Origin of the sequence: Thioclava litoralis (genome assembly GCF_045278885.1) — a bacterium.
Taxonomy (GTDB): domain Bacteria; phylum Pseudomonadota; class Alphaproteobacteria; order Rhodobacterales; family Rhodobacteraceae; genus Thioclava; species Thioclava litoralis.
Genome location: NZ_CP135443.1, coordinates 2,623,847 through 2,640,733 on the forward strand (window position 1 = coordinate 2,623,847; position 16,887 = coordinate 2,640,733).

11 protein-coding genes, 3 tRNA genes and 1 riboswitch are annotated in these 16,887 nt (G+C 57.5%); of the genes, 7 read left to right on the plus strand and 7 right to left on the minus strand.

Annotation, left to right across the window (positions count from 1 at the left end; genetic code table 11):
• Positions 1 to 387: 387 nt before the first annotated feature.
• A complete protein-coding gene (locus RPE78_RS12950) occupies positions 388 to 2,676 on the minus strand; it encodes a calcium-binding protein (RefSeq protein WP_406720789.1) in 2,289 nt (762 codons plus the stop codon).
• A 341-nt stretch (positions 2,677 to 3,017) separates the two neighbouring features.
• On the opposite strand from RPE78_RS12950, the gene RPE78_RS12955 reads away from it, so the two are divergent.
• On the plus strand, positions 3,018 to 3,731 hold the full coding sequence (locus RPE78_RS12955) for a peptidoglycan peptidase (RefSeq protein ID WP_406720790.1): 714 nt from the start codon (positions 3,018 to 3,020) through the stop codon (positions 3,729 to 3,731).
• Between the two features lie 43 nt (positions 3,732 to 3,774).
• On the opposite strand, the gene RPE78_RS12960 is transcribed toward RPE78_RS12955, so the two are convergent.
• The 3 genes from RPE78_RS12960 to lon form a co-directional block, all read right to left on the minus strand.
• A tRNA-Val gene (locus tag RPE78_RS12960) sits at positions 3,775 to 3,849 on the minus strand.
• 59 nt (positions 3,850 to 3,908) lie between these two features.
• Positions 3,909 to 4,256: an HU family DNA-binding protein gene (locus RPE78_RS12965; RefSeq protein WP_339107340.1), complete on the minus strand. Its 348-nt coding sequence runs from the start codon at positions 4,254 to 4,256 to the stop codon at positions 3,909 to 3,911.
• Between the two features lie 129 nt (positions 4,257 to 4,385).
• The gene (lon, locus tag RPE78_RS12970) at positions 4,386 to 6,803 is read right to left on the minus strand and encodes an endopeptidase La (RefSeq protein WP_406720791.1); all 2,418 of its coding nucleotides are present in this window, start codon (positions 6,801 to 6,803) and stop codon (positions 4,386 to 4,388) included.
• A gap of 270 nt (positions 6,804 to 7,073) precedes the next feature.
• On the opposite strand from lon, the gene RPE78_RS12975 reads away from it, so the two are divergent.
• Complete coding sequence (locus RPE78_RS12975; RefSeq protein WP_339107342.1) at positions 7,074 to 7,259, plus strand: hypothetical protein; 186 nt, start codon at positions 7,074 to 7,076, stop codon at positions 7,257 to 7,259.
• Between the two features lie 19 nt (positions 7,260 to 7,278).
• Here RPE78_RS12975 and RPE78_RS12980 read toward each other — a convergent pair whose 3' ends face one another.
• A complete protein-coding gene (locus tag RPE78_RS12980; protein ID WP_406720792.1) occupies positions 7,279 to 8,622 on the minus strand; it encodes an ATP-binding protein in 1,344 nt (447 codons plus the stop codon).
• A 41-nt stretch (positions 8,623 to 8,663) separates the two neighbouring features.
• Between RPE78_RS12980 and RPE78_RS12985 the strand changes: the two genes are divergently transcribed.
• The 5 genes from RPE78_RS12985 to RPE78_RS13005 all read left to right on the plus strand — a co-directional run bounded on the left by RPE78_RS12985 (position 8,664) and on the right by RPE78_RS13005 (position 13,887).
• Positions 8,664 to 9,560 (plus strand): MBL fold metallo-hydrolase, encoded by an 897-nt coding sequence (locus tag RPE78_RS12985; RefSeq protein WP_406720793.1) that lies wholly within the window; start codon positions 8,664 to 8,666, stop codon positions 9,558 to 9,560.
• A 70-nt stretch (positions 9,561 to 9,630) separates the two neighbouring features.
• Positions 9,631 to 9,705, plus strand: a tRNA-Asn gene (locus RPE78_RS12990).
• A gap of 36 nt (positions 9,706 to 9,741) precedes the next feature.
• Positions 9,742 to 9,816, plus strand: a tRNA-Asn gene (locus RPE78_RS12995).
• A gap of 121 nt (positions 9,817 to 9,937) precedes the next feature.
• Positions 9,938 to 11,443 carry a MobA/MobL family protein gene (locus RPE78_RS13000; RefSeq protein WP_406720794.1) on the plus strand — a complete coding sequence of 502 codons (1,506 nt, stop codon included), beginning with the start codon at positions 9,938 to 9,940 and terminating at the stop codon, positions 11,441 to 11,443.
• Between the two features lie 440 nt (positions 11,444 to 11,883).
• Positions 11,884 to 13,887, plus strand: a complete 2,004-nt coding sequence (locus RPE78_RS13005) for a DUF262 domain-containing protein (protein ID WP_406721661.1) — start codon at positions 11,884 to 11,886, stop codon at positions 13,885 to 13,887.
• Between the two features lie 1,131 nt (positions 13,888 to 15,018).
• Here RPE78_RS13005 and cobF read toward each other — a convergent pair.
• Entirely contained in the window at positions 15,019 to 15,783 is a 765-nt protein-coding gene (cobF, locus tag RPE78_RS13010) for a precorrin-6A synthase (deacetylating) (protein ID WP_406720795.1), read from the minus strand.
• A 118-nt stretch (positions 15,784 to 15,901) separates the two neighbouring features.
• Entirely contained in the window at positions 15,902 to 16,567 is a 666-nt protein-coding gene (locus tag RPE78_RS13015) for an energy-coupling factor ABC transporter permease (protein ID WP_406720796.1), read from the minus strand.
• Positions 16,568 to 16,620: 53 nt separating this feature from the next.
• Positions 16,621 to 16,840, minus strand: a riboswitch (cobalamin riboswitch).
• Between the last annotated feature and the right edge of the window lie 47 nt (positions 16,841 to 16,887).

Here is a 16,887-nt window from a genome sequence, read left to right on the forward strand (position 1 = left end):
GCTAAAGGGGATTTACCGCGCTCGGCGGTAAATGGACGAAGCATTCGGCAATTTTTCGCCGTAATCGTATTCTGCCTTTATCTAGCTAATTCAAATTATGGAGAGTCGATCCTTGAATGCAACTTTCTTGCCGATGCGACGCGGAGATTTCATTGAAACCCCGACCAATGCTTACGTAGCGTCAATATTAGCGCGATGATTTTCAATAAGAATATCTATGCGTGATTATTTTTTAACAGAATGCGAGTTTTGCCGTGGCCAAGGTAGTGCTGCACGGGGGGATTTCAACCTAAGCGATTATTCGCCGAGTGCAGTCCACCAGACAGTCACCGGATGCTCACGGGCCGGTGGGGAAAAAGGGGCGTGTCCGCCCCTTTGCGTGGCGCCTCACCCGTGGTCATACCACTCCGAGACGACATCCATCGTAATCCCCCTGAATTCGATCGAGGCATCCGGTGTGGCAACGGTCAGGCTGCCATCGTCTTCGACAGAGAAGGAGAAGATGTCGGAGGCCACCCCGTCTTTGGACCAAAGCAGCGCCGCCTTGAAAATCTCGTCGGCTTTGTGACCGTTGAGATAGGCGCTATCGCCTTCCTCGAAGGAAAAATCGAGGATCAGGTTGTCGCCATCGGTCAGGATGAACTTGTCCGCCCCCGTGCCGCCCTCCAAGGTGGCCGAACCGCTTCCGGCGTTCAGCTTGTCATTTCCGGCCCCGCCATAGAGGAGGTCGTCATCATTATTTCCGTACAGCGTATCATTGCCCTCACCGCCCCAAAGGACATCCACACCCTTGTTGCCGCGCAGCACATCATTGCCATCGCCGCCCAGAATGGTGTCATCGCCCGAGGCACCGTTGCCCTTGTCGGCACCGGCCCCGAGATCGATATAGGCCCCCGCATCCGAGGCCTTGACCGTGTCATTGCCCGCAAGCGAGAAACAGATACTGTCGCCTCCGCTCAGAGAGATCGAATCCTTTGAGGCCGTTCCCAGAACATCGGCATCGGCTTGCGTGACATCGGTCTTGGTGCCGGTCTCGGTGCCTGTCTCGGTGCTGGTCTCGGCGGTGACGGGGGCTGCTGGGATCTCTTCTGGCGCGGTGACCAGCGCCGTCAGGGCGGTATCGTCAGCGATGACCGCGTCCACCGGCACCGTGTCCTGCACAACCGCCTGCTGCGGCGCGGGATCTTTGGCGCTGACATCCGCATCGCTTGGGATCTGCGTCGCGCTATACCCCCCTGCCTTCAGCAGATAGTCCAGATCATCGGACAGCGAATAGGTGCCATCGGTGGTTTGCAGCACCTCGACCTTTTCCAGCAGCGAGCGCCCGCCCGCATGGTACAGCCACAGCCCCTCCGTCTCCTGCACCAGTTTGAGATCGGCCAAGCCGCCATTGACCACAAGCGTGTCCGTGCCCGATCCGCCCTGAAGCGTATCCTCGCCCGCCGAAAGCACGATCACATCGGTCCCCGTCCCCATGTCGATATAGTCATTTCCAGCCCCGCCGGTGACGGTATCGGCGCTGCCATACATCTGCACATGCCCGCCCTTGTCCGACAGGGTGATCTCCTCGGCGCGCACGCTGCCCTCGACCGTGGTGAAAAGCACGGTATTGGCTTCGCGCTCGGTCGGCGGGCCATAGCTTGCCCCCTCTTCGTTGACAAAAAGCGTCAAACCGAGCGCCTTCTGTTCGGCCAACGTGTCACGGATGGAATTGTCAACGCTGATGGTATTGTCCTGATCCAGCCCGCCATGAAAGTTGATATCGCGATTGGTATAGCTGACCTGTACCTCATTGCCCGAGGCCGAGGTGTAGGACGCAAACAGGACCGCGTGGCGCGTATCGACAATCGTCAGGTCGGTAAACGAGCTGTCATAGACATCGCGGATCCACAGCCCGTAGCCATTGCCGGAATCGCCTTTGTTATGCGCGCCCGAGACCGACAGCCCGTCGATATCGGCATCGATCGATTTTGCCACAACCAGCCCGTTCGACCCCGGTTCGATCATCGACACATCCTCGAGAGTGAACCCGCGCGAGGTGTTGACGAGGATCATCATCCCGTCATCTTCCGCCGAAATCGTATTGGTGAAATCGGTCGGATCGGAGGTGCCGTAATCGCCCTTCAGTGTCAGGTTCGAGATCGTGACATTATCGACGGTGTCCACAACCTGCGCGGTGGCAGCCTTGCCGAAATCGAATTGCAGGGGGGAATCGAACCCGACGGTCTTGCCGTCAACCGAGGTGACCACCACCATCTGCGTCTGCAGCGGCTTGTCCTTCTGCCACTGCGTGTCGCCGATTTCTGCGAAAAGCGCCGCGGTGTTCGGGGTCTCGATCCAGAGCACATCCCCGACCTGAACCCCGTCGGTCGAGGCAAGTGTTAGGCTCTGGCTTCCTTTTACCCCCGAGGTCACACCGATATCGGGCCCGAGATCTTCTTTGAACAGATCGTCGCCAACCTGAAATGCGGGGTCGCCCTTCATGGAAGCATCAAGGGTGATCACTGTCTGACCATCCGACGCGCCACGCAAAACGACATTATCCGTCTCGATCTTGACGGTCGAGGTGAAGGTATATTCCCCCGCCTCAAGTTCGATCACCGTCCCAGGTTCTGCGCCCGAGACGATTTTCTGAATGTCTTCCGATGAGGTACCGGATTTTATGTATAAGACCATTCCTTGCGTCCTTTTAAGAGAGGAGGTTTAGAAAGTCTTCGCTCGCGGGCACCTTATCGGATTATGGGTTAATGATGCCATAATCGCGCTAGGAAAGATGGATCACAAATGATTCAAAACTGTCATGACTTTGCGTAATGATGGACGGATTTTACGCGTTTTTCTGCCTGTCTGGCGAAAACAACGGCTATGTGACAGGTCTCTTCGGGGGGGGCGCAGCCTTCGGGCGGCTCTGCCGCGCGTGCATGGATGGAGGCGGATCACCTATCGTGCTGAGGACAGGGTTGATCCTTTACCGGACAAGGACGATGATCTGCCCAAATGCATTTGGAGCAGAATTTATGAACCGGTTTTTTCCGCTTTTTGCCATTCTATTACCGATGACTTTCGCCTCTGCGCTTGCTGCGCAAGAAACGGACTGGGCGGCGATTATGGCCGAAACCGCTTGGGACTGGCATCCGGGGGATCTTGTTTTCCGCAATGGGCTCAATGCCTTCGACGACACGTTGCGGCAGGCACAGGGTGCGGAATGGGCTTCGGTCGGCATTATGCGGGCCTCCAGCGGCAGCCCGCGCGTAGTCTATGCCGATGAGGTGGAGGGCGTGACCGAAGTTATGGTCGAGCAGTTTCTCGATGGGTTGGACGAGGGGGATTATGCCGTCTACCGGATAGAGGCGCTCGATCCCAACCGCACGGGCAAGCAAATGGAACAGGGGCCGATTGCGGAATTCGTGCTGCGTAAGGCCTATGAAGCGCCTTTTGACCCGTGGATGCAGTTGGGCAATGGGCGATATTATAATGCCGAACTGCCCTATCGCGCGGCGCTTGCGGCGGGCGTTGACCTTGGTCCGCTTGTGCCGTTGCGGAAAGTCGCGGCCCGAAACGATGCGGTCAAAGCCCTGCTGCTGCAGGACTGGCGCGCAAATCCGGCCTGCCAGCCTGAAAGCGGCATCACCACCAAAGCTGCCTGTTGGGACGCGATTGCGGATGGGGCTGTGATCACAACGGACGGCATACGCAATTCTGCCGCCGTCACCCGCATCTTCCCCAATTAAGGGAACAGGTCACGCCGAAAGCAGGTTTCCATATAGAGGAAGATGGTGGGCGATGAGGGATTTGAACCCCCGACATCATCGATGTGAACGATGCGCTCTACCACTGAGCTAATCGCCCTCCATGAGGCGGTGTTTAGCCTCCCGCGCGCGCAGGTGCAAGAGGCTATATGAAGTTTTTTAAACTTCTTCCTCATCAGCCGTTTCCGGCCCCTGCGCGGCAGAACTGCGTCGCAATTTCAAGACCATAACCTCGCCCTGCCCCTTGGTGTCGCGCCGCGCGACGCGCAGTTTCCCAAGCGGCGGCAAGATCAGCGGCACGTCCTGCGACAGAGCCTCCCCCAGCTCTTCCAGCAACGCATCCATCGCCGCTTTCACCTGCGGTTTTTTCAACCCGCTCCGCGCCACGACCCGTTCGATCAGGTCTTTCTTGCGCAAGGCAATCTGGGCCTGCGGTGGGGTGGCGGCCTCGGTATCGACCGGCATGGCTTCAAGGCCAGCGCCCGGCTCGGGAGTATCAGACGACATGCTCTAACAACCTTTCTTGCGAGATGGTGCGCCCTCAGATTAGCGGCTCTATGGTCGAATCGGAAGGGCCCCACAAAAGAGAACGGGCGCAGGTTTCCCCACGCCCGTTCCAAATAAAGACCATGCCCCTTAATGGGTCACAGCGCCCTGCCCCGATTGGGCCGCTGCCGCCGCTTTGGCCGCTGCGGCGGCCTCTTCGGCCTCTTCATCCCATTCGACCGGCTCGGGTTTGCGCACCAGCGCCTGTTCCAAGACCTCGCGTACATGGGTCACGGGAATGATCTTCAGGCCTTCCTTCACATTCTCCGGAATATCGGCCAGATCCTTCTCGTTCTCCTCGGGGATGAACACCGTCTTGATGCCCCCGCGCAGAGCGGCCAGCAGCTTTTCTTTCAAGCCACCAATCGGCATCGCATTGCCGCGCAAGGAGACCTCGCCCGTCATCGCGATATCCTTGCGGATCGGAATCTGCGTCAACACCGACACAATCGAGGTCACCATGGCAAGGCCAGCCGAAGGCCCGTCCTTCGGGGTTGCCCCATCCGGCACGTGCACGTGGATGTCCCACTTTTCGAAACGCGGCGGCTTGATCCCGATTTCCGGCGCGATCGAGCGGACATAGCTGGAGGCCGCATCAATCGATTCCTTCATCACATCGCCCAGCTTACCAGTGGTCTTCATCCGGCCCTTACCGGGCAGTCGAAGCGCTTCGATATGCAGAAGATCACCGCCCACTTGCGTCCAGGCAAGGCCGGTCACCACGCCCACCTGATCTTCCTTCTCGGCCAGACCATAGCGGAATTTCTTCACGCCCAGATAGTCGCCAAGCTTCGCGCTATCCACGTCAATATGCTTGATCTCGCCCTTGGACTTGATGATCTCGGTCACGGCTTTCCGCGCCACTTTGGCCACTTCGCGTTCAAGGTTCCGCACACCGGCCTCGCGCGTGTAATAGCGCACGATATCGGTGATCGCCTCATCCTCGATCTCGAATTCGGACTTCTTCAGACCATGCGCCTTCACCTGTTTCGGCACGAGGTGACGCTTGGAGATTTCGAGCTTCTCGTCCTCGGTGTAGCCCGAGAGCGAAATGATCTCCATCCGGTCCAGAAGCGGGCCCGGCATATTATAGCTATTGGCCGTGGTCAGGAACATTACATCCGACAGGTCATATTCGACCTCAAGGTAATGGTCGACAAAGGTCGAATTCTGCTCTGGGTCAAGCACTTCCAGCATAGCCGAGGCCGGATCGCCACGGAAGTCCTGCCCCATCTTGTCGATCTCGTCCAAGAGGATCAGCGGGTTCGTGGTCTTGGCCTTTTTCAGCGCCTGAATGATCTTGCCCGGCATCGAGCCGATATAGGTCCGGCGGTGGCCACGAATCTCGGATTCGTCGCGTACGCCCCCCAGCGAGATGCGGATGAACTCGCGCCCCGTCGCCTTGGCAACAGACCGGCCCAGCGAGGTTTTCCCCACGCCCGGAGGGCCGACAAGGCACATGATCGGGCCTTTCAGCTTGGCCGAACGCGCCTGCACGGCGAGATATTCGACGATCCGCTCTTTGACCTTTTCCAGACCGTAGTGATCGGTATCAAGGATCTCTTCGGCGCGGCCCAGATCTTTCTTCACGCGCGATTTGGTGCCCCACGGAATCGACAGCATCCAGTCGAGATAGTTGCGCACGACGGTCGCCTCTGCCGACATCGGGCTCATATTCTTGAGCTTCTTGACCTCGGCATCGGCCTTTTCGCGCGCCTCTTTCGACAGTTTTGTATTGGCGATCTTCTCTTCCAGCTCGGCGATCTCGTTCTGACCGTCCTCGCCATCGCCCAATTCCTTCTGAATGGCCTTCATCTGCTCATTCAGATAGTATTCGCGCTGCGTCTTCTCCATCTGGTTCTTGACGCGGGTCTTGATCTTTTTCTCGACCTGCAGAACCGAAACCTCGCCCTGCATCAGGCCATATACCTTTTCCAGACGCTCGGAGATGTCTAGCGTTTCCAGCAGTTCCTGCTTGCGCCCAACTTCCAGCCCCAGATGACCCGAGACAAGATCGGCCAGCTCTGCCGGCTCGCGCGTGTCGGAGACGGCGGTCAGCGCCTCTTCGGGGATATTCTTCTTGATCTTGGCGTAACGCTCGAATTCTTCGGCGACCGACCCCAGAAGCGCCGAGATGGTTTCCTCGTCGCCGCGCACCTCTTCCAGAAGCTCGGCGCGGACCTCGAAGAAATCCTCATTATCGACAAATTCGGTGATGCGCACGCGCGTCTTGCCCTCGACCAGCACTTTAACGGTGCCATCGGGCAATTTCAGCAGTTGCAGCACATTGGCAAGAACGCCGGTCCGGAAGATACCATCGGTATCGGGCTCATCCACGCTGGGATCTATCTGGCTGGCCAGAAGAATCTGACGATCCTCGGCCATCACCTCTTCCAGCGCACGTACCGATTTTTCGCGGCCCACGAACAGCGGCACGATCATGTGCGGGAACACAACGATATCGCGCAGCGGCAGAACCGGATGGGTTTGCGAGGAGATTTCGGTCATGGTCATTCCTTATATGGCGAAAGAGAACCGGCCCCGTTTCGGCAACCCCGTCTCTTCCCTAGTCCAGCAATAGATAGGCGGCGTCTCGTGCCTGTTCAACCACCTCTGCGTTACGCAAATGTTACGTCAAGCACGGGCGGAAAGCGATATATGGATCGCAAGAGTGCGAAGATATTTTTCAGAATTTTCGTGAAATATTGTTGCGTATGCGAATTGCATTCGGTAATCTTAATTCGTGGATAGGTGAAAATAACCTAAAGGATAAGCGCCATGAATACCCAGCAACGTCCAGCGCAAGCCGCTCTTCGGCAATTCCTCCGCGTCTCTTCGATCAAGGGATGCATGGCGCATGCCGCAACGGTCACCCTGCCTTCGGGATGGTGGGTCCTGCCCAGTGCGGGGTTGGGTCTGGCAAGCTATCTGCTGGTGGCGCTGGCGATCTGGTCGGCCCATTGAGCGCAGCAGGTGCCGCCCCTTAACGGGGCAGCACGATCTCGGCCATCAAACCGCCAAGCGACGGGCTTTCGCGCAAATTGAGATTGCCACCGTGGGCGCGCACGATATCGGATGCGATTGACAGCCCGAGGCCCACGCCCTGCCCCAAATCCTGATTGCGCGCCGGATCAAGGCGCGTGAACGGGCGCAGGGCCTCTTCGCGGCGCTCGGGCGCGATGCCCGGCCCCGGATCCTCGACCGCGATCTTGATGGTCTTTTCTCCCAAAGTCACACCAACCTCGGCCTGCCCGCCATAGCGCAGCGCATTGCCGATCAGATTGTCGAGCGCGCGCCGGATATCGTCGCCGCGCAGTTTCGCAATGACCTCTCCCGCCTCCGGACAATCACCCAGAATCACGGGGCGCCCGCTGCGTTGGGCATAGTGCACCGCCTCGCGGACAAGCTGGCCGATATCGGTGTCATCCGGCGCGGCGGCCTGTGCCTGATTGCGCGAGAATTCGAGGAAAGCGTCGATCAGACGGCCCATCTCGGCCACATCCATCTCCATATCCTCGATATCCTTGGCATCTTCGGGGTCGCGCGGCAGCATCGACAGGCCAAGACGCAACCGCGTCAGGGGGGTGCGCAGGTCATGGCTGATGGCCGACAGCATCATCGTGCGCTGTTCGATATGCCGCTCGATCCGGTTGCGCATATCCAGAAAGGCCGCCCCCGCCGAGCGCACCTCCGTCGCCCCCGAAATCTTGTAGGGCACAGACTGACCACGCCCGAAGGCTTCGGCCATCAACGCCAGATGCCGGATCGGCTTGAGCTGGTTGCGCAGGAACAAGAAGGCCACGACCGTCATCAGCAGCCCGACCACCAGCATCAGCACAAGAAGCTGATGCGGGTTCGACGCAGAGGCCCTCTGACGGGAAAAGTCTATCTTCATCAGACCTTTGTCGGTTGAAACCCACAGCACCACCCGATCCCCGTCCGTCAGATCGATGGCCCGCACCGGACGGACAAGCTGGTGCAGAACGTCCATCACCACCAATCCGGTCAGGTCATAGAACTTGCGATGGTCGCCGCGTGTCTCGTCGAGAATCGCGGGCAGATCGGTGGTCATCTGCAAAGGTGTCCCGAGGCGCTCCACCTCGGCCCGCGCGGCGGACAGATCGGGGGCCTCATCCACGGCATCGATCAGCAGGTCGATTTCCAGCAGCATCGAGCCGGTCATCTGCTCGGTCACACGCTCGAAATGACGCTGGATAAAGACAATAGATACCACAAGCTGGATCGTAACGATCGGCAGCAGGAGGATCAGCGCGCCGCGACCATAGAGCCCGCGCGGCATCATTTGTTTCAGCCACTGGAATTTCATGCCAAAACCGTAGCGAGCAGCCGCAGAAAGGGAAAGCCAAGATGCCGTGTTCCGACGAAAATAATGGCACCACGGGAGCCTATGGCATCCGCCACGTGCTGGCCCCCAATCCCTCGCCGATGACACAGAACGGCACCAACAGCTATCTGCTGGGGCAAGGCGATGTGGCGGTGATCGATCCGGGGCCGCTGGATGAGGCCCATCTTGCGGCGATTCTGGCAGCGCTGGGTCCGGATGAGCGGATCACCCATATTCTGGTGACCCATGCCCATCTTGATCATAGCGCCGGTGCCAAGGCGCTTGCCGCGAAAACGGGCGCGGCCACCTATGGATTCGGGGCGCCCCAAGCGGGTCGAAGCGCTTTGATGCAGCGATTGGCCGAGGAAGGCCAGCTTGGAGGGGGCGAAGGTATCGATCATGACTTCCTACCCGACCACAATCTGGCAGACGGGGCGCAGATCACTGTGGGCGGGGCAAGAATTACCGCCCATCACACACCGGGTCATTTCAGCAACCATCTGAGTTTCGAATTCGGCACGACGGTGTTTAGCGGTGATGTCGTCATGGGCTGGACCTCGACGGTGATCTCCCCCCCCGATGGCGATCTGGCCTCCTATTTCGCCGCGCTCGACCGGCTCGAGTCACTTGCCCCGCACCAGCTTCTGGCCGGGCATGGCGCGCCAATCCTTGCCCCGCGCAAACGGATCGGCCAGTTGCGCGCCCATCGCCTTGCCCGCCATGCCCAGATTGCCGAGGCCACACACATAGCCCCCGTCTGCGCCACAACGCTCGCGCGGCAGATCTATGGCGATCTGCCCCCTCGCATCCTGCAAGCCGCAACCCGGAATTGTCTGGCCCATCTCATTGACATGATGGAAAAAGATGAGCTTTCGGTGGCAGGTCCCATCACCGATCAGGCGATTTTTCAACGAAGATGAATTTCTGCCAAAAAAACGTCATTTAGCCTCTTGCATGCCCGAAAACCCGTCGCTATACAGCGCCACATGTTCCGGCGTAGCTCAGCGGTAGAGCAGTTGACTGTTAATCAATTGGTCGTAGGTTCGATCCCTACCGCCGGAGCCAACATCCCGTCATCTGGGTCAAGATGAAATACCGTGTTCCGGCGTAGCTCAGCGGTAGAGCAGTTGACTGTTAATCAATTGGTCGTAGGTTCGATCCCTACCGCCGGAGCCAATATCAGAAAAACCCATCAAAGTCAGTGACTTGGATGGGATTTTTTGTTTGACAAGGTCATCCTTATCCCTCTGTGCCCCAAAGCGTGGTTTTTACTGCGCCCAAAAAGTCGGAGCCAAAGATGGGACGCATTGCTTACCTGACGAAACGCGGTGCCGTGTGGTGGTATCGCCGCCGCTATCCGGTTATTGTCATACATCCATCACAAAATAACCAAATATCAGTGCCTTGTTACGACAGTGGTACCAGCCTGCAAGCGCGCGGCCATTTGGCGGTCAGCTTGCGCACCCGTTCCAAGAGAGAGGCCCGCATTCTCGGTGCCTTCATATCTGCGGATTTCGAGCGTGCGTGGGCGATGATCGAGGCGGTTATGAACGACCACGAATTTTATACCGACATGATGAACGCCATAGCGCTGACTATGGCTAAGCATTTCCGTTCTCTAATCGAGAAAATCGCCCAGGGGCCAGCGTCCAGCTTCCCCGATGGGGTCAAGCTGCGCGCCTATCGCATCTTGGAACAGGACTTGCGCAAGGCGCTCGGTGTCGAAGGCAAAGTGATCATTGCGGACGAGCATCCAACCCCACAAGTCGAAGATAGCCGGCAGGCGGAAGCAATTTGCCAAGCCGAGCGCAATGCCCTCAAGCGAACCGCGCGTCAGTTTAGCGAAGACGCCGATGAGCACGACACAATCGGGATCAGTGAACTGATCGAGAAGCTTATAACCGGCGACCGCCTGTACGATGTGCGCCGGGACAAGACCTGCTGGCGCAAGGATGGCCAAGGTGATGTGCTCCACTGGGAAGTCGTCGGCCCGGACGGATCATGGGACTGGACCCTTGCGGAACTGTGGAACGGGGCCGAGGGCGTTGCGAAGAAAATCAACGAACGGCCCGGACGCCAGTCCGTGATCGCACTGCCTTATGAATTGTGCGAGGGCGGTCATGAAGCGGCACAGCGTGTCGCGCGCAGCCATTGCCTGTGGCTTCGGGATCAATACGGCATCGCCAGCACATGGGCACTGCACGCGCCTAACCCCGAGGCCTATGGAGAAGGCGCAAAGAACTGGCACATCCACATTGTCGAGACAGACCGGAGAATGACAGTGTGCGGGGCTGGCCGTCCGGTGTTCGGCGCGAAGGTGCGAGAGCTGACCGACGCCAAGCAGGGCAAGGTTGAAATCGAGCGGCGGCGCAAGGACTGGAAAAAGCGCGATAACGCGGAACTCCAACGGGTCAGAGCAAACAACCGTGTCAATCTGGGACGGAAACCGCGGGGAGATGGCCCGGACTACATTCCCGGTGTTCATCGTGGCCCAAAGGTCAATGCGATACTGCGGAAACATCAAGCGGCAACGCGCGGCCATGATCGCGGGTCGCGCCTTGCCGCCGACCCCGAAACGCGTCGCGTCCTACCTTGCCTATGCCGCCGCCCAGAAGACCGCCAATGCAGCACACCGGGCAATCTGGCAGGCCACAGGGAGGGCCGTTTCGCAAATCGCCACGGCCTCTGTCCAGTTCGACGAACCAACTGCCCCGCCCAACACGGCCAAGAATCGTGCGGAGCCGGGACAGTCCAAGGAAGCAGCAACATCCATCGCGCCGCCCAGCGATTTGGCCCACGATGAGGAACAGGCACGTAGACGCGAGGAACGGGATTGGGAGCGCTTTTCGCAGCAGGAAGCCCACAAAGCGCTTTCACAGCGTCAGAGTGATCGTGGTCTCTGACCGTCGCTGGCGAAATTACATGTTATGACCGGCCAGCTCTGTCGCTACGCGGGTGGCCGTGAAAAGAACCGAACTCGTAGATTTTGCCATTGGATTCGTATTGGTCGGTTAGAAGTGTAACTGGCTCAAAGCCGGGTGCATCTATCGTACACATGTCATAGGCTCCGAGAGGGGCGAACGGGAAAAGGCGCGGCGGAGCTGCCGATCCCGCGTTAGAAACAAAATGTGAGTCGAGTAGATGAAGCCTTATACGCGGTCGATTATTGAGCTGTTTGATGGAAAGAAGCGATTTCTAATACCTCTGTATCAAAGGCAGTATGCTTGAAACATCGAAGCTCAAATTCCCCTTCTTTGGGAAGACATCGAGCGCATAGCCAAGCGAATTGACGAAGATCGAATGTCAGTAGTTCCCCATTTCATGGGCGCGATGGTCATTGGCCAGATAAAGACCTTTGGTAAGCAGGTTCAGGCGTTCGAAATTATTGATGGTCAGCAGCGGTTGACAACTTTTCAAATAGTCTTGGCAGCTCTTAGAGATGTCGCTTTGGAAGCGGATTCAAGATATGCATCAGAGCTTCAAAAATACCTTTTGAATGATGGTGTGATGGAGCACCCCGAGATCGAACGGTTCAAACTTTGGCCGTCTTTGATGGATAGAAGGTCATTCACTGGAATAATTGACCCGGAAGCATCAATTGAAGACATTTTGCCGAAGCAACAAGATGTTGGTTTCGTCAAGAAATCAGTGCTCGCACACGAATATCTTAAAGACGCCATTAGAAAGCATGTCGTTGTTGACGGTGTCTTTGATGAGCACCGTTTTGAGAAGATATTCGAAGCCTTGAAGGACGGATTGGCTATTGTGTCAATCGAGCTTGAAGGTGGTGACGACCCTCAGACCATATTCGAAACGTTAAACAGTCGGGGGGTGGAGCTTTCTCCGGGTGACCTGATGCGCAACTTCATCTTCCAGCGCGCGAAAGGTATGGGCCAAGTGGAAGGGTCGCTCAATGTTGACAAGCTTTATGAACAACACTGGTTGCCGCTGGACAGGCCGTTCTGGACTCAGGTTGCATCCAGAGGCCGACAGTCAAGCGCAAGGCTTGATTGGTTGCTCACCGATCACCTGTCGATGAACATCGGAAGTCTTGTGTCCATCGAGAACCTTTACGATAGCTATCGGCGCTGGATCTTGAACCAGAGGCCATTTTCCAGCGTTGTTCCAGAGCTTGAAGTGATTTCCGCATCTGCCAGAGTAGAAGAACACTTGTTCCGACAGGGTAAGTCAGACCCGCTTGGCGACTTCGGTCGCTTCGCGCAAGCATTTGATGTTTCAACCGTTTTGCCGCTAGTGCTGTATTTGGCCACCGAGGCGAACCTTGGTGATCGTCTGCCCGAGGCCCTGTCCATTCTAAAAAGCTATATTTTGCGACGCGACATCTGCCGCCTTACAACGAAAAACTACAATAAACTTTTTGTCGGCCTAATCCCCAAACTGCGCGAGGCACCTGGGGATCAAATCAAGTCCCTGTTCGAAAGCCTGTCAGAGCGTGAAAGCGACATCGATAGATGGCCAGATGATGAGGAATGGAACATCGCTTGGATGACGCGCGATCAGTATAGTCCTGTCCGTCAGAATCGTTTGAACTACCTCTTTGAGTTAATCGAAACTGAGCTGCGAAGCGACCGGAATGAGAACATAGAAATAAAGTCTGCTTTGACAATCGAGCATATCATGCCTCGAAAATGGCAGGAAAAATGGCCGCTTCCGGGCTACGAAGATGCGGATTCGATTGACGATTTCGATATGGAATTCCGATCTAAGACGCTCCGCCGAGGTAAGGTAGTTGATACGATTGGGAATCTGACGCTTTTAACGCAAAAGCTCAATTCTAGTGTTTCCAATGGGCCGTATGCGACCAAGATGCCTGCCATTCGCGCTCATTCAAGTTTGGCTTTGAATCGGGATTTGAACGAATGGAATCATTGGGATGAGGAAACGATAGAGCAGCGCGCTGAGATACTCTTTAAATCGGCCAAACGTATCTGGATTTCTCCAATCCGCGATGAAGGTTTCTCCAAAACAGTTGAAGTAAACAACAGCGGTTCACGATCTGGTTTACCGGAAGATGGAACTCTGTGTGAATTTACTTACAGCGGTGAGGTGTTTAGAGGGATCATCAAGAACGGTCAGCTTGTTGTCGAGGGACAGATCACTCCGTTCAGCACATTTTCCGGTGCATCGCGGACCATTACACGGACAAGTCGGAATGGCTGGAACGATTGGTATCTCGACTTTGGGGATGGACATCTGATTTTGGCAGACAGTTGGCGCAAGTCATAGACGCAAATAGGTCAAAGAGACTGAGACGAATGGTTGAGCGATCACTTTGATTATATCGTCTAGTTGGACTGAGAGTAGGGAGACGGCCCGGCCAGTCGCCTCCCACCCGTAGTAACCCATACCGGTAATCTGTCACACGACGCGCAGATGTTCAGCTCGGTCCTTCGCTTTGAGTTCAATCAGGCCGCGCGTCCCGTTTAGATAGGCTTTGCCGACCTCGTTCAGGCAGGCCCCACGGCGATGGATGTGCTTCTTGGACAGTTCTGGAACTTTAACAATGCCCATACCGTTCAAGCGGCGGCCAAATCTAGCGTTTGTGAAATTCTCGCCTTCATTGACCTCGGCAAAGCGTTGATAGGCCCGAAAGTGGACACCCCGCTGCCATCCGTCGTACACCCGCCCGTGAAACTGTCACCGACAGACATCACCTTGTACTGACAGGCCACCAGTAGTGTACGGTCTTTGCGAGGATGAATTTTACGGGGGGCTTCTTAAGGGGGATTGGGGCAATTCGGGGAAGCGCACAAACCGCCGTCGAGGAGCTCGGAAGCCGAACGGGCTCAAAGCGGATGTTCGCCCTCGGCGGTCAGAGCGCAAAGGACGGCGGGACCTGCACTAGCAGAAGGCGGGGGATCGGCCCTGTTATGGTTAGAAAAAGAAATCCAATATGTTTTGATCAGTATATTGGGTCTATTTATCCCCTTAGCACAAATATGTGTAATTGTCTTATGATATCTCCGCATATCGCCTGCGCGCAAATGCGGATTGTGCGTTAGGCAGATCAATTTATAAAACGGCCTAGCTTACGAAAGTAGGCTGAAAGCGTAACGAGTTTCCTTTTAATCCGGATACTGTTCGAAAATCCGGTTGCTTGGCTTCGGGATCGGCTCCGCTCGTTCCAGAAGTGGATGCCCTTTCGATGACGCGGCCAAGCACAGTGGCGTGTTTTACGAGTGCAGGTTCTCAGGGTTCGTACCGTTGGGCCAGTCGGTCCGCGGTATCGACCTTTTCCTGATCCTTCCGATATGCGTCCTTCAGATATGCGGTGTCGAGCGCGGTTCGAGCGTGGCCCATGCCAGGCAGGGACCATGCGCCTATCGCCCGGGGGCGATAGTTTCCCGCCTTTCTGCCTCAGGCGCTGTGCCGTGTTTTGCGCATCAGATAGATATCCATGATCCAGCCGTGGGTTCTGCGGGCCGCGGCGCGGGTCTTCATGATCTGCGGTGCCATGCGCGAGAGCGGGCCGCTCAAGCGGATTTCTTCTTTCATACCGGCATAGGCGGACCACCAAATCTCGAGACCTTCCGGGTCGAGAGCCTCGAAGGCTCCGCCCTGATCCAGCATCACGACAACCGTCCCGATGCCTTCGGGCCAGCCCTCCTGGCGCAGTTTGCGTCCGGTGGTGATGGCCACGGCCGCACCGATTTCGTTCAGCGGGATCGCGTGGCCCGCAGTCATCGCCTGTATCGCGGTGATCCCGGGCACAACGCTCAGTTCGAGCGGGGTAGCGCGCGCCACCCTTTCGGCAATGCGCAGGGTGCTGTCGTAAAGCGACGGATCGCCCCAGACCAGAAACCCCGCGCGCCCGCCTTTTGGCAAGGCCGCGTGCAATTCGCGCTCCCAGATGCGGGCAATGTCGTCATGCCAGTCATCGACCCTGCGACGGTAATCGGGTTGGGCGGGGTCGCGCACCGGCAACCGGAATTCGCGCAGCTGTGGCCCCTGCGTGCCGATGACCCTAGCACAGATCGCGCGGCGCGCTTCGGCCAGATCGTCTTTCCCGGGGCCCTTGAGCGGGATCAGGATCACATCGCAGGCCCTGATCGCGTCAATGGCCTGCAAGGTCAGATGGTCAGGATTACCGGCCCCGATCCCGATCAGCGACAGATGGAACATCCTACTCCCCCGAAAGATGAAAAGCGCGCCCCTTGCGGAACGCGCCTTGTCTTTAACAGGTTGGAACGGGGCTCACCAGTTCTTCGCCCCGTTTCTTCCGCGAAACCGTCGCGCGGCCTCAGGCGGTATAGACCCGCGAAAGCACGAAACGGTTGCGCCCGATCGCCTTGGCACCGGCCAGAACGGCCAGATCGATCAGCGGCTCCAGCAGGATCACCGACATATAGGCAATGCCGAAGGTCGCCACATTTACCAAAGACGCCGCCGAGACGCCCTCGCCATAAAGGACCCAGAACGCGACCCAGGCGACAACGCCCCCCTGATAGGCGGTCGAAAGTACCAGTGCCTGACGATAGGTGATATCGGCATAGGCCGTGTGAGGCGCGATGAGACGTTTGGCCAGTGCCGAAAGCGCAAAAAGCGGGACCAGCAGCGTGGTAACGTTCATGAAATATTGCGGCAGATCGAAGGGGGCAAAGAACAGCCCCTGCAGCAGCAGCCCCATTGCCAGACCGATGGCCGCCGGCACAAGGCCCAAAGTCAAAAACAGCGTCGAGCCCAGAATCAGGTGGACTTCGGACACGCCGACCGCGTGATGCGGAAAAACTTCGAAAAATACGAAAACGGCAGCGGTGGCCGCAACGGCGCGTGCAAGCGTGACCGGCAGATCGCCAAGATGGAGGGTTTTGATCGCCTCGCGGGTGACATAGGTGGCCGCGCCTGCGGCGGTGGCATAGCTCAGAAACAGTTTGGCGCCCGTAACGACGCCCGGTTCGATATGCATAGCGGTATCTCCCTGCCGTCGACCCCGACGGCGTGATTGATGGAACAGACAGGGCTTGCGCCCCGACGCACGGCAGGTCTCCTGACTTGCGGTTCATCGCCATCGCGCCGCCTTCCCCCGATTTCGGACCGGAGTGGCTGTCAGGCGCGGACTCGCCGCTTACAGTTGCGGGGGCAGTTCCGGATTTGGCGCCTGATGGCTACACCGCACCGGATTCCCTTTTCATCCGGCAACACCTCTTGGCTGCCGGAAACCGTCTCTCCGGTTTTGAATAAGCGAAGGGCTCAGGTCAATAAGACCTAAGCCCCGAGCGGAAGTTT